General features: G+C 68.2%; 12 protein-coding genes. 9 read left to right on the top strand and 3 right to left on the bottom strand.

Annotated elements, in window-relative coordinates; all coding sequences use genetic code 11:
• Positions 1 to 9 precede the first annotated feature (9 nt).
• Complete coding sequence (locus EH231_RS30640; RefSeq protein ID WP_124713948.1) at positions 10 to 3,060, bottom strand: MMPL family transporter; 3,051 nt, start codon at positions 3,058 to 3,060, stop codon at positions 10 to 12.
• 85 nt (positions 3,061 to 3,145) lie between these two features.
• Here EH231_RS30640 and EH231_RS30635 point away from each other — a divergent pair, with 85 nt between their 5' ends.
• From EH231_RS30635 to EH231_RS30625, 3 genes are all read left to right on the top strand, one after another.
• Positions 3,146 to 3,712 (top strand): TetR/AcrR family transcriptional regulator, encoded by a 567-nt coding sequence (locus EH231_RS30635; RefSeq protein WP_164481090.1) that lies wholly within the window; start codon positions 3,146 to 3,148, stop codon positions 3,710 to 3,712.
• A 113-nt stretch (positions 3,713 to 3,825) separates the two neighbouring features.
• Positions 3,826 to 5,346, top strand: a complete 1,521-nt coding sequence (gene fadD4, locus EH231_RS30630; protein WP_090433516.1) for a fatty-acid--CoA ligase FadD4 — start codon at positions 3,826 to 3,828, stop codon at positions 5,344 to 5,346.
• A gap of 5 nt (positions 5,347 to 5,351) precedes the next feature.
• Positions 5,352 to 6,236 (top strand): enoyl-CoA hydratase/isomerase family protein, encoded by an 885-nt coding sequence (locus EH231_RS30625; protein WP_090433793.1) that lies wholly within the window; start codon positions 5,352 to 5,354, stop codon positions 6,234 to 6,236.
• Here the strand turns inward: EH231_RS30625 and EH231_RS30620 are convergent.
• Positions 6,226 to 6,654 carry a nitroreductase/quinone reductase family protein gene (locus EH231_RS30620; protein ID WP_164481089.1) on the bottom strand — a complete coding sequence of 143 codons (429 nt, stop codon included), beginning with the start codon at positions 6,652 to 6,654 and terminating at the stop codon, positions 6,226 to 6,228. The genes EH231_RS30625 and EH231_RS30620 overlap by 11 nt on opposite strands.
• On the bottom strand, positions 6,651 to 7,904 hold the full coding sequence (locus tag EH231_RS30615) for an NADH:flavin oxidoreductase/NADH oxidase family protein (protein WP_124713947.1): 1,254 nt from the start codon (positions 7,902 to 7,904) through the stop codon (positions 6,651 to 6,653). Before EH231_RS30615 ends, EH231_RS30620 begins: the two co-directional genes overlap by 4 nt.
• A 156-nt stretch (positions 7,905 to 8,060) precedes the next feature.
• Between EH231_RS30615 and EH231_RS30610 the strand changes: the two genes are divergently transcribed.
• From EH231_RS30610 to EH231_RS30585, 6 genes are all read left to right on the top strand, one after another.
• Positions 8,061 to 8,627, top strand: coding sequence for a TetR/AcrR family transcriptional regulator (locus EH231_RS30610; protein ID WP_124713946.1), 567 nt, complete (start codon positions 8,061 to 8,063; stop codon positions 8,625 to 8,627).
• A gap of 115 nt (positions 8,628 to 8,742) precedes the next feature.
• Positions 8,743 to 9,648: a hotdog family protein gene (locus tag EH231_RS30605; RefSeq protein WP_241178211.1), complete on the top strand. Its 906-nt coding sequence runs from the start codon at positions 8,743 to 8,745 to the stop codon at positions 9,646 to 9,648.
• Entirely contained in the window at positions 9,648 to 10,760 is a 1,113-nt protein-coding gene (locus EH231_RS30600; protein WP_124713944.1) for a CoA transferase, read from the top strand. Before EH231_RS30605 ends, EH231_RS30600 begins: the two co-directional genes overlap by 1 nt.
• Positions 10,754 to 12,031, top strand: a complete 1,278-nt coding sequence (locus EH231_RS30595; protein ID WP_124713943.1) for an amidohydrolase family protein — start codon at positions 10,754 to 10,756, stop codon at positions 12,029 to 12,031. The genes EH231_RS30600 and EH231_RS30595 overlap by 7 nt, the downstream gene beginning before the upstream one ends.
• Positions 12,028 to 13,173, top strand: a complete 1,146-nt coding sequence (locus tag EH231_RS30590; RefSeq protein ID WP_338134345.1) for an MFS transporter — start codon at positions 12,028 to 12,030, stop codon at positions 13,171 to 13,173. Before EH231_RS30595 ends, EH231_RS30590 begins: the two co-directional genes overlap by 4 nt.
• Positions 13,139 to 13,842: aminotransferase class I/II-fold pyridoxal phosphate-dependent enzyme (locus tag EH231_RS30585; RefSeq protein ID WP_478354270.1), on the top strand; the 704-nt coding region annotated here is incomplete at its 3' end. The genes EH231_RS30590 and EH231_RS30585, both read left to right, overlap by 35 nt.

Below are 13,842 nucleotides of genomic sequence, written 5' to 3'. Positions count from 1 at the left end.
GGCAACCCTTTACGTGCGCGCCATTTCGCGGGACGGCCACCACATGCGATCGCCCAGCAGGCTCATCGCGGCGGGAACCAGGTAGGTCCGCACCACGGTGATGTCGAGCAGCAGCCCGATGCCGACCGTGGACCCGATCTGCACCAGGTTGAGCACCGTCCCACTGGTCAACGCGAACATGGTGATCGCGAAAACCACTCCGGCGGTGGTGATCACGCTGCCGGTGCTACCGAATCCCCGGATGATGCCGCTGATCACCCCGCTGTGGGATTCCTCGCGGATGCGAGCGGCGAACAGCATGCTGTAGTCCGCGCCGACCGCGACCAGTGCCATGAACGACACCGGGAACACCGACCAGTCCAGGCTGATGCCTATCAGATGCTGCCAGATCAGGGTGGACATCCCCGCCGCTGCCCCGAAGGACAGCACCACCGCGGCGATCATCAGGACCGGGGCCACCAGGCTGCGCAGCATCACGATCAGCACCAGCAGCACGGCCGCGACCGCGACGACACCGAAAAGTGCGAAATCACGCCAGGTTTGGTCGACATGCCGTTGGGACAGCGAGGCCAGACCGGTTGACTCGATCTGGGCGTGCTCCAGCACGGTTCCCGTCGCGGCATTGTTCGCCGCGGCGATGACGTCGGGCACCGCGCCCATCGCCTCGGCACCGTACGGGTTCACCGCCCAGACCACCATCATGCGGGCGCTGCGACCATCCGGAGAGATCAGCAATTGCTCGCCGGCGGTGAGGCGGCGGTCGGAACGGCCCTCCTCGGGAAGATAGAACCCCCGCCCTGCGCCGGTGCTGGTGTCGGCGGACATCCGGTGCAGGAAGTCCGAGGCGCGTGAGAGCCCCGCGCTGAGTTCGGTGGTCAGCGTGACCATGGTGTCGGTACCGGTCTTGACCTGACCCAGCCCTGAGGTGAGACGGCCCAGTCCTGTTGTGAGTTCATTGATTCCGGACAGCAGCCGGCTCAGTTCCTGACGGGTCTGTTCGGGGGTGCGGGTACCGAGTTGATCGAGCATGGCCCGCAGTTTCTTGATGGCCGCGCGCAGGTCGGGCAGCGTGTCCAGTGCTGTGGTCACCGGTCCTTCGGGGACCAGTGGCGCGGCGAGCGTCAATCCGTCGATTGCCAGCTGTGCGCGCCCTCCGGTGGCCGCGTTGAGGTCGGCGAAGGCCTGCCTGGCGCGCAGGCATGAGCTGTCCGCCGCGCAGGCCGCCGACGGTGCCGGTCCGGTGAGCGGATCGAAAACGGCATGTAGTGCGGCGGTGGGAGCCGCCAATCGCTCTCGGGCGGAATCGATGTCGTCGACCACCCGGTCCAGGGAATCGGTGGCGTTGGCGATGCTGCGCACTGCCGTCACCACGTCCAGTGACCCGCCGGAGAGGTTGCCGACCACCCGATCGGCCGATTCCAGCGTGCCGAGCAGGTTGCGCGCCAAATCGACGAGGGACCGCGCGCCGTCGGTGAGTTCGGGGAGCCGGGCGGCCGCATCCGCTGAGCCGTCGTGCAGCTGGGTCACGCCGGAGGCAAGACGCTTCAGCTGCGGGATGGCCTCTTCGACCCGTTCGTGGGCATCGGCCAGACCGGCGCCGACCTGCGCGGTTTGGGAGCCGATGGCCGTCTCGGGCAAAGGTTTTCCCTCGGGCCGGGTGATCGATCGGACGTAGGCGACCTCGGGAACGTTGCCGATGGACATGGCGATCAGGTCAAGGGCGGCGAGGTCGTTGGTGTTGCGCATGTCGTGGTCGGTCCGGATGGTGATGAACTCCGGAGCCGCCTCGTTGACACCCCAATGGCGGTAGACGGCCTCGTATCCGCGCTTGCTGTCGGTGGCACGCAGTTGCATGGCGTTCTCGTCGATGTTGGGTTTGAAGGTAAACAGCACTGAGCTCATGGCGATGAGGAACGCCAAGGATGCCGCGACGAGCGCCGGGGCGCGACGGATGATGGCGGCGCCGCGCTTGCGCCATCGCCGTTCGTCGAGGGGGCGGGGTTCGGCGTATCCGCGTCGGCCCCAGAGCGCCATGATCGCGGGGGTCAGCGTCAGGCTGACGGCCATGGTTATCGCGATCGACAGTGCGATCGGGGGTCCCGCGGTGCGGAACATCCCGATCTTGGTGAAGATCATCGCCATTCCGGCACCGGCGATGGTCAGTGCGGAGGCGATGACGATACCTGCGGTGTGCGCACCGGAGCGGGCAACCGCGTCGTCGACGACCAGCCCGCGGCGTCTGCCCTCGTGATAGTTGGCCAGTAGGAAGATGCCGTAGTCGGTCCCCGCGCCCAGCACCATCGCGGTGACCAGGGCGATGGTGAAGTTCGAGACGGTCAGCAGATCATGACCGCCCAGCAGGGATATCACCGGGCGCGCGACGGCCAGCGAAATACCCACGGTGAGAAGAGGAATCATCGAGGTGATCAGCGACCGGTAGACAGCGAGCAGCAGCAGCGTGATCAGCACCACCGAGACCGCGGTGATGATGGCCAGCGAGGTGTCGATGGCGGAGAACAGATCCGACAGGGTCGGTGCGGCCCCGGTGAAATGCACGTCGAGCCCGGATGGCCGGGGGAGCGCCTCGACCGCGGCGCGGACGTTCTCGGTGGACCGGTGCGCGCGGGTGGAGCCGACGTCGCCGGTGGTGGCGACGATCAGATGGATGGCTTTCCCGTCGGGGCTCAGGCCGATTCCCTCGAGCCCCGGCGTGCCGTACGTATCGAGCACGTAGGCGACGTCGTCCTTGTCTGCCACCAATCGCGACACCAGGTCGCGGTAGTACGCGGTGTCGGCCGGGTTGAGGACTCGGTCACTGGACACCACGATGCTGCCGATTGCGGTGGTATCGGGGACGCCGAAGTCGCGCGACATCTGCCGCAGGGTCTCGGTGGTCGGGCTTTCCGGAGTGAACGGCGCGGAGTGCTCGGCCACCGTGCGTTCCAGCTGGGGGATGGCCAGGTTGAGTACGCCGGCCAGGGCCAGCCACGCCCCGAGAATCAACCACGCATGCTTCGCGCAGACCCTGCTGAGTTTGCCGAAGACCGCCAGATTGTGCATTTGGGCATCGTAGACCAATCGGTCTATGGATGGTCGACTAGGATGGACCAACTGGTCTATTTCGGTGATGGAGAGGGTGGCGGCGGTGGCAGGCCCGCGCGAGCGTCTCATTCAGAGCGCCATCGAGCTGATGCGTGAGTACGGGGTGCACGCCACGGGTCTGAGCGATCTGCTGGAACGCAGCAACACCGCTCGGGGATCGATTTACCAGCACTTTCCCGGAGGGAAGACCGAACTGATGGAGCAGGCGACGCTCGCAGCCGGGCGAATCATCACCGCCAGGATCCAAGAGCTGACGCAGACTTTGCCCGCCGAGGACGTCATCGGCGCCTTTGTCGCCGGGTGGAAGCAGAACCTCGCCGACAGCTCTTTCGCCGCGGGCTGTCCCATCATGGCGGCCGCCCAAGCCGGGCCGGATGCGCTCACGGTGCGGGAGGCCTCGGCCGCGGTGTTTGCTGATTGGTCCGGGGTGATCGCGGAGTCGATCGAATCCAAGGGTATTGACGCCGCCACTGCAGCCTCACTCGGCAGCTTCATCGTCAGCTCGCTGGAGGGTGCCATCATCCAGTGCCGCAGCGCGAAGTCGCTGCAGCCCCTCGACGACGCCTGCACCAGCCTGATGTTGCTGCTGCGTGGGATCGGTGCGGACTGACTGGGGGGGTTACCCCGCGGTGCCCAATTCGGACCGGGCCCGGCCGATCTGCTCGAATGCCCGCGGCACCCGCCACTTGACACCTGTCAAGTGGCGGCGGTTACAGTGCCCTCATGCAGATCCGCGAGCATGCCGAGGCCAACCCCGAGAAGCCGGCGATCATCCTCCATCCGTCGGGCACCGTCGTCACCTTCGGTGAGCTCGAAGCTCGCGCGAATCGCCTGGCCCATCACTTCCGCCGACACGGTCTGGAAGAGGGCGACGTGGTCGCGATCCTCATGGAGAACAACGAGCACATCCACACCGTGATGTGGGCGGCGCGCCGCAGTGGCCTGTACTACGTGCCGATCAACACGCATCTGACCGCGGCCGAGGCGGCGTACATCATCGACAACAGCGGGGCCAAGGCCATCGTCGGCTCCGCCGTCCTCAAGGACATCCTGAGCGGTCTGGACAAGGAACTCCCCGACGGCCTGCCGGAGGTCCTGCTGATCGCCGACGGTGAGCTCGACGGCTGGCAGCGTTACCCGGAAGCCGTCGCGGACCTGCCCGCCACCCCGATCGACGACGAGCTGGACGGGGATCTGCTGCAGTACTCCTCGGGCACGACCGGTCGGCCCAAGGGCATCAAGCGGGAACTGCCGCACGTGCCGCCGTCGGAGACCCCTGGCATGATGTCGGCGTTGGTGGGTTTCTGGATGCAGCCGGACTCGGTGTATCTCAGTCCCGCGCCGCTGTATCACACCGCGCCGTCAGTGTGGTCCATGCAGACCCACGCCGCCGGTATCACCACGGTGGTACTGGAGAAATTCGACGCCGAAGGCGCGCTCGACGCGATCCAGAAGTACGGCGTAACCCAGGGCCAGTTCGTTCCGGTGATGTTCACCCGGATGCTGAAACTCCCTGAGGACGTGCGGAATTCGTACGATATGTCCAGCCTGCGGCGCGTGATGCACGCCGCCGCCCCGTGCCCGGTCGAGATCAAGAAGCAGATGATCGACTGGTGGGGCCCGATCGTCGACGAGTACTACGCCTCCTCAGAGGCCATCGGGGCGACGGTGATCTTCGCCGAGGACTGGTTGACCCACCCGGGTTCGGTCGGCAAGCCGATGAACGGTCTCGTCCACATCCTCGACGAGGACGGCAACGAAGTCCCACCCGGTCAGGCCGGCGAGATCTTCTTCGAGGGCGGCGCCGATTTCGAGTACCTCAACGACGCCGAGAAGACGGCATCCTCGCGGGACTCGCACGGTTGGAAGACGGTGGGGGACATCGGGTATGTCGACGAGGACGGCTACCTGTACCTCACCGACCGGCGCCACCACATGATCATCTCGGGCGGGGTGAACATCTACCCGCAGGAAGCCGAGAACATGCTCGTCGTCCACCCGAAGGTGATGGACGCCGCGGTGTTCGGCATCCCGGACGACGAGATGGGGCAGAGCGTCAAGGGTGTGGTGCAGACCGTGGACCCGGCCGACGCCACTCCGGAGTTCGCCGAAGAACTCCTCGGCTGGCTGCGTGAGCGACTGACGCACTACAAGTGCCCGCGGACGATCTCGTTCGAGGCCGAGTTGCCCCGCACCGACACCGGCAAGCTGTACAAGCAGGGGCTGATAAACAAGTACTCGTGACCGTTCTGGAGCTGCCCGCGGGAATCCGTGTCGGGGTCGACATCCCGACGGATGCCGCGACGTTCACGCTGACCGAGCGTCCCGCCGAGGACCGGCGGGTGGTCACCGTGGATTCGGTCGAGCAGGCTCTGGACGAGCTCACCGAGCGATGTCGGACGTGGCCGCAGGCCGCCGCGGTCTGTGATGATGTGCTGCGTTCCCTCGATCCGGCCTGGCCGACCCGGGCCGGGCTGGTCACCGAGTCGCTGGCGTATTCGACGTTGCAGTCGGGACCCGAGTTCGGCCGGTGGCTGGCCGAACGGGGTCCGGCGACCGCGCCGCTGCTACCCGAGCCGGTGCAGGCGCATCGCGAGGGGAACACCCTGCACGTCCGGTTCAACCGGCCGCAGCGGCACAACGCGTTCTCCACCGATGCCCGGGGCGCGTTGCTGGAGGCACTTGAGGTGGCCCGGCTGGATCCGTCGGTCGACGAGGTGGTGCTCGGCGGGAACGGCCGATCATTCTGCAGCGGTGGCGATCTGGCCGAATTCGGCTCGTTCGCCGACCCGGCGAGCGCCCACCTGGCGCGTACCAGGCACAGCCCGGCCCTGGTGCTCGCTGAGATCACCGAACGGTTGGGGCGACGCTGCCGCGCCGAGGTGCACGGCCAGGTGCTGGGCAGCGGTCTGGAGATGGCCTGTTACTGCGGGTGGGTCAGCTGCCATCCAGATGCCACGATCGGCCTGCCGGAGTTGGCCCTGGGGTTGATTCCCGGGGCGGGCGGCACGGTGAGCATCACGCGTCGCATCGGCCGCTGGCGCACCGCCTATCTCGTGCTCTCCGGGCGCACTGTCGACGCCGCGACGGCGCTCACGTGGGGCCTGGTGGACGAGGTCGTGGTCAGTCGCTGAAGTCGATGCGCACCGAGACCGGCGTGGTCTCCAGGGCCTTGACGACACGCGCGCCGATCGCCCCGAACTTGCGACCGCGTGCGACGACATCGTCATCGGGCCGGAACTGTGCGATGCCGGTGCGCCACCGGTTCCCTTGGCGCAGACGGACGTTCGGGTTCGCCGCGATATTGCTGCCCCAGCCCGATCGGGTTCCGTGCTGGCAGATCACCCAGGCGCCGGTGGCGTCGAATTGGGCGGAGACGGGCACCCTCCGCAACTGCCCGGTCTTGCGGCCGGTGGTCTCCAATTCGGAAGCCAGGGCGGTGCGCACGCCCAGCTTGCTCAACAGGGCGATGGTGGGGTTCAGCAGATAGCGTCCGAGCGCCCGCTCCCTGCGGAACTTGCTCAGGGTCTTGTCGGGTTGAGTGCCGGTCATGAGCTCCTCCTTGCGCGGAACGCGTCGAGTCCATTGCTCTTCAGCAGCCGCAGTGCGGTGATCAATGGCCCGATCGTCGGATCGGGCTCGTGGCCCGCGCCCAGCCGGTGCAACTGGGTGGCATGCCACTGCAGTTCCAGCGCGCTGAGAAAGGTCTTGGCGCGAGCGGTGTTCGCGAGCCGGGCGGGCAGCCGGGGCGAGATGTCCGGAACTCGGAGACGCTCCTGTCGGGCCACCAGGAGGCTGTCGGCGGCCGCCGGGTTGACGGTGGTGGGTCTGCCCAGCCCGATCACGTCGGTGGCTCCCGACCGGACGGCCTCACTCATCGCCCCCTCGGTGCGGAAACCTCCGGTCACGGCCAGCGGAACGTCCCCGGCAACCTCCCGGGCGGCCAGCGCGTACTCGATGAAGTACGCCTCACGCGCCTTTGTGGAGGCCGATTGGACAGCGGGCCTGCCTTCCATCGCGGGGGATTCGTAGGTGCCACCGCTGATTTCGATCAGGTCGACATCTTCGGCACTCAGCGCGGCGATGACGCCGCGCGACTCTGCCTCGGTGAAACCGCCGCGCTGGAAGTCCGCGGAATTGAGTTTGATGGCAACGGCAAAGCCAGGACTGACGGCCGCGCGCGTCCGCCGCACCACCTCGAGCACGAAGCGCATCCGGCGCTCTGCATCGCCGCCCCAGCGGTCGGTCCGCTGATTGGTCCGTGGCGACAGGAACTGGGCGACGAGATACCCGTGCGCACCGTGTATCTGGACTCCGTCGAAGCCGGCTGCGTCGGCGATCGCCGCTGTCCGCGCGTACCGGTCGACGGTGGCCTCGATCTCGTCGTCGGTGAGGGCGCGGGGCGCCTGCCATCCGGGAACGCTCATCCGGATCGGTGACGGTGCCACCGGCTGAGACCGGGTGGCCAGCGGATTGGCTTGTCTTCCAGGATGGTTCACCTGCATCCAGATGAGGCCTCCACCGTCCTTGGTGGCCTTGGCCCATCGGGACAGCCCGTCGAGGTGCCGGTCGTCTTCGATGACGACGTTGCCCGGTTCGCCCAGATGATCGTGGTCGACCATCACGTTTCCGGTGATCACGAGCCCGTAACCGCCCGTTCCCCAGCGCCGGTAGAGCTCGATCAGCCGATGGTCCGGACCGTGGCCGGCGTCGCCCAGGCCTTCGCTGAGCGCCGACTTCATCAGCCGGTTGCGCAGGACCTGGCCACTGGCAAGCGGCAGCGGGTCGTGAATGTCTGGCATGGCGGTCTCCTCGAAATGGCGTCGGGGGATGCTTTTCGCGACGGTAGTACACCGATCGGTATAGTGCAATGAAGCGGTCGTCGCTGACCGACGCGGGTAGACTGATTGGTTTAGTACGTGATGGGGGCGCTGAAGACTACGGAGGCGGCGAGCGCGATGTCAGCACGAGACACCTTGATCACGAGCGTGACCGGGTTGTTGCGGCGCAGAGGTGTCGCCGGCACCGGCGTGAACGCACTGCTCGAGGACAGTGGCGTCTCCCGGCGGACCATCTACCTGAACTTCCCGGGCGGCAAGGAGGAACTCGTCGCGGAGGCGACCCGGGTGGCCGGGCAGACGCTGACGACGTTGATCCGCGCGACCGACGACGGGCGCGACCCCGCCGAAGCGGTGCAGGAATTCATCGACCAGTGGAAACTGCAACTGGCGGAGACGGAGCTGCAGGCCGGTTGCCCGATCGTCGCGGCGGTCTTCGGTCGCTGCGAGGCGCCCAAGGCGGCTGAGGTCGCCGCCGAAACGATCCAGGACTGGCACGCGATCCTGGCCGAGCGGCTGGTTCGCTCGGGTGTGGATGCGGACACAGCCCGTTCCCTGGCGACCATGTCGATAGCGGCTGTCGAGGGTGCGATCATCATGGCGATCGCGGCTCAGAAGACCGATGCGCTCGACGACGTCGGTCGGCATCTGGTCGAACTCACCAGGCTGCACCTGCCAGGCGCCTGATCTACTGCTTTAGCTCGCAACGGATTCTGGTGGCTGGTCTACAGTGCCAGTTGTGACTGGTGGCCCGTACTTCGATGACCTGCAGGTCGGTCAGGTATTCGACACCGCGCCGTCGATGACCTTGACCGCCGGTGCGGCCGCGACGCACCAGGCGATCCTCGGTGACCGGTTGCGGCTGGCACTCGACGCCGAGCTGGCCACCGCGGTGACCGGCGAGCCGGGCCCGCTGGCGCACCCCGCGCTGGTGTGCGACGTCGCGATCGGCCAGAGCACATTGGTCACCCAACGGGTCAAGGCAAACCTGTTCTACCGGGGTCTGGCGTTCCACCGCTGCCCGGTAATCGGGGACACCTTGTACACCCGGACCGAAGTGGTTGGTCTCAAACAGAATTCGACGAAGCCCGGACGGGCGGCCACCGGCCTGGCAGCGCTGCGGATGACCACCGTCGACCAGTTGGATCGCAAGGTTCTCGACTTCTACCGCTGCGCGATGCTGCCGCTGTCCGGCGACGACGTCGACACCGGGCATGCCGACGATCTGTCGGCGATCGGGGCCGGCGCCACCGCGCCGAACCCCACCGCCGGCTGGGACGCGGACGCTTTCCGGACCCGGGTGCCCGGACCACATTTCGACCCGGCGCTGGCCGGCGCGGTGCTGCACAGCACCGCCGATGTGGTCAGCAGCGCCCCGGAACTGGCCCGGTTGACCCTGAACATCGCTGCCACCCATCATGATTGGCGCGCCGGTGGCCAGCGCCTGGTGTACGGCGGGCACACCATCGGGCTGGCCCTGGCTCAGGCCGGCCGGTTGCTCCCGAACCTGGTCACCGTGCTGGGCTGGGAGTCCTGCGATCACACCGGTCCGGTGCACGAGGGCGACACACTGTTCAGTGAGCTGCATGTGGAATCGGCCGACGCCGGAGTGCTCAAACTGCGCTCGCTGGTGTACGCGGCCGGTGGACCCGACGGTGGCGACGACCGCCAGGTGCTGGACTGGCGGTTCAGCGCGTTGCAGTTCTGATGACACCGCTGGCGATTCCGAGGGCCCTGCTGCGGCAGGCCCAGACGGTCGCCGACGACTTCACAGCGCTCACGGGCGTGCGGGTCGACGCCACCGAACTGCTGACCGGCCGCGCCGCCCTGTTGGACATCGCGCCCCGGGGGCAGGTCTCGGCGGGCGGGGCGACGCGACTGCTGGCCACCGGCGACGGATGGTGCGCGCTGACGTTGTCGCGCCCCGACGATGTGGCCGCTGTTCCCGCACTGTTGCAGGACGATTCGGCAGAACCCGACCCCTGGCCGGCCATCGAGGCGTGGGCGGCGGTGACCTCCGCTGCGGAGGTGGCTGAGCGGGGTCGCCTGCTGGGATTGCCGGTCGCCGTGCTGGGTGAAACCGCACCCGCACCGCCGGTGGTGAGCTCTCTCGGGCCTGGCCGGACCGGTTCGATGGCCGGCGTGCTGGTGGCCGACCTGTCCTCGATGTGGGCCGGGCCCCTGTGCGGACAGCTGCTGGCCCGAGCCGGGGCCGCCGTGGTCAAGGTGGAGAGCCGAAGCCGTGCGGACGGGACCCGGGCCGGAGCGCCGGAGTTCTTCGACTGGATGAACGGCGGAAAGCTCTCCTACGCCGTCGATTTCGATGATCCCCGGGACCTGGCCGCGCTGATCCAGGTCTCCGATGTGGTCATCGAGGCCTCACGACCCGCCGCGCTGAGCCGGCGCGGGCTGGGTCCCGACACCGTCGCAGCCCGGCCCGGCCGGATCTGGCTGCGCATCGCCGGGCACGGTACCGCGGGGGAGAAGGCCGGCTGGGTGGCTTTCGGCGACGACGCCGCGGTGTCAGGCGGCCTTGTCGGATACCGTGAGGGCGCACCGGTATTCAGCGGCGACGCCATCGCCGACCCGCTCACCGGACTCGATGCCGCGGCTGCCGTGGCGGCATCGCGGGTACGCGGTGGCGGCGAGCTGATCGAATTCTCGATGGCCGCCGTGGCTGCCCGATACAGCTCCCGCGACGGCGGAGATACCGAGGTGACCCCGGTACGGCCCGCTGCCGGGCCGCCCGGCCCGGAACTCGGATCCGACAACGACGCGGTGCGCCGATTGGTGGCGGAACGGACCGATGCCCCATGCTGATTCGTCGCGCGACCCTGCTGGACGGCGCGGTGGCCGACATCCGCGTCGGCGACACCATCGAAGCGGTCGCGGAATCACTGCCCGCCGAGCCCGGTGAACAGGTGCTCGACGCCGCGTTCGGCACCGTGATTCCCGGACTGCACGATCATCATCTGCACGTGTACTCGGCTGCGGCCGAGGGGGATTCGGTCCGCGTCGGGCCCGCCGAGGTGGCCGATGAGAACGCGCTGGCCAGGGCATTGAGCTCCGCGGTGGTGGGCGGTGACGGTTGGGTCCGTGCCGTCGGTTACCACGAGGCGGTGGCCGGCCCACTCGACCGGGACGCCCTGGACCGGTTGGCCCCCGATGTCCCGGTGCGCGTGCAACACCGCAGTGGCGTGTTGTGGACGGTGAATTCTCCCGGCCTCGCAGCGCTGGGTCTGGACGATCATCCCGACGGGCGTCTGCGCAGCGCGGACCGCACCTGGTCGGAGGCGCTGGAACGCAGACCTGCGGCCGTCGCGGAATTGAGCGCCCGGCTGGCGGGTTACGGCGTCACCGGTGTCACCGATGCGACGCCCGACCTGCAGCCCCGTGATCGCCCGACGGCCATGTGCCAACGTGCGCACTACCTGGCTCCGGGCAAGCGCATCCTGCACGATGACGGGCTCGACCTGGATGCGTTGACGGCCTGGATCTCGCAGCGGCACCAGTCCGGTGAACCGGTGGCGGTGCATTGCGTGACCTCGGCCCAACTCGTCGTCACGATCGCCGCCCTGCACGCCGCGGGTAGTCATCCCGCCGACCGGATCGAGCACGCCGCGATGGTGCCGCAGGATTGCATCGCCGACCTCGTCGCCCTCGGGATCACCGTGGTGACCCAGCCCAACTTCGTGGCCGAGCGGGGCGATCAGTACCATCTGGATGTGCCTGCCGCAGAACAGGATCAGCTGTGGCGGCTGGCAACTCTGCTGTCTGCGGGCGTGCCGGTGGCATTGTCCACCGATGCGCCGTTCGGCGCCCCTGATCCGTGGGCCGCGATGCGCGCGGCCGTACACCGTCGCACCCCGTACGGTGTGGTGCTCAACCCGGTCGAACGGATATCGGGGCGGCGCGCGTTGGCGCTGTTTCTGGGCAGCGCGGAGAATCCGGCCCGGCCGCGGCGTATCGCGACCGGCGAGCCCGGTGACCTGTGCCTGCTGACGGGCTCCCCGCAGCGGGTGGTCGACGCGCTCGATGCCGATCTGGTGGCCGCCACCGTCGTCGGCGGTGTGGTGGTGTTCGAGCGGTGAGTGTGTGGCGGGTGGCGGGCATGCCCGCGTTGCTGGCGTGTGCCGCATTGGGATTCGCGGGGTTCTCCCTGCTGCTGCCGGTCGCCCCCATGTGGGCGGTACATATCGGTGCCGACAGCCTGGGTGCCGGGGCGGTCAACAGCGTGCTGATGCTGTTCACGGTCATCGCGCAACTGTTGGTCGGCCGGCTGTTGCGCAGGGCCGGCTGGGGTGTCACGCAGGCACTCGGGCTCGTGCTGCTGGGGATACCGGCCGTGCTGCACTCGCTGACCGGTTCCCTGTGGCAGGTACTGCTTCTGGCGGCGTTGCGGGGATTGGGCTTCGGCATCCTGACGGTCTGCAGCGTCAGGGGCATCGCCGCGTTGATCCCGCAGGAGCGCCGCGGCCGGGCGATCGGCGCCTACGGTCTGTCCATTGCGGCACCGCAGTTCGTGTTGACCCCGCTGGCACCGTGGCTGGCCGAGAACGTCGGGTATCGGCCGGTGTTCGTGCTGGCCGCGATTCCTCTGCTGGCGGTGCCGCTGGCGTTCGCCCGCCCGGCGCCGACCCTGGTGGACGAACCGCGTTCGAACCGACTCGACAGCTTCGGGCCGCTGGTCAGCCCGATCGCCGCACTCGTGGTGATCACAGCGGCGGGCGGGGCGATCCTCACGTTCGCACCGCTATTGGGTGGTGCGACAACCGCGCTCGGCGCGTTGTTGGCCATGACGGGCATGGCCGCGTTGGCCCGGTGGTTGGTCGGCGGGGTCGCCGATCGCCATGGCCCCGCCGGATTCATCGCCCCGATGCTCGGTGTCGGCGCGGTCGGTCTGGCGGTGATCGCCGTCGGTATCGGCGTCGGCGGAGGGTTGGTGATTCTCGGTTGCGCGCTGCTCGGCACCGCCTACGGCGGGCTGCAGAATCTCACCCTGGTGCAGGCCTTCGCCGCGACCGGCGAGCATGCCCGCGGTGCGGTCAGCGTCGCCTGGAACGTGGGCTTCGACGCGGGCACGGGGCTGGGATCTCTGGCCGTCGGTGCGTTGGCCACGTCGTTCTCGTTCCCGACGGCGTTCGCCGTGATGACGGCGGCGTGTGTGGGGGTCGGTTTGATGTGGGTACTCACCCGCCATGACGGGCAATCAGGACGCGGCACCGCTGCTTGACGCGCTGCACGATTACCACACTTCAAATCGGTACGGGTTCTCGCCGCCGGGGCATCGCCAGGGCCGCGGTGTCGACCAGCGGGTGCTGCGCGTTCTGGGGCGTGAGCCGTTCTTCAGTGACGTCCTGGCCAGCGGTGGGCTCGATGATCGGCGGATGAGCAACGGCTACCTCAAGCGGGCCGAAGAGCTGATGGCCGAGGCGGTGGGGGCGAGGTCCGCCTGGTTCTCGACATGCGGCAGTTCGCTGTCGGTCAAGGCTGCGATGATGGCCGTCGCCGGGTGCGACGGCAGTCTGCTGCTCAGCCGGGACAGCCACAAGTCGGTGGTGGCCGGGCTGATCTTCTCAGGTCTGGCGCCGCGCTGGATCACCCCGCAGTGGGATGCCGAACGTCACCTCTCCCACCCGCCGTCACCTCAGCAGGTCGAGCAGGCCTGGCAGCGTTACCCGGACGCTGCCGCGGCGTTGATCGTCAGCCCGAGTCCGTACGGCACCTGCGCCGACATCAAAGGCATCGCCGAGGTCTGCCATACCCGGGGTAAGCCCCTGATCGTCGACGAGGCGTGGGGCGCGCACCTGCCCTTCCATGAGGATCTGCCGACCTGGGCGATGAACGCCGGTGCGGACGTGTGCGTCGTGAGTGTCCACAAGATGGGTGCCGGGTTCGAGCA

The sequence above is a fragment of the Mycolicibacterium nivoides genome (genome assembly GCF_003855255.1).
GTDB lineage: Bacteria > Actinomycetota > Actinomycetes > Mycobacteriales > Mycobacteriaceae > Mycobacterium > Mycobacterium nivoides.
The sequence above is the reverse complement of the archived record's forward strand: the minus strand, read 5'-3'. Positions and strand labels throughout refer to the sequence as shown.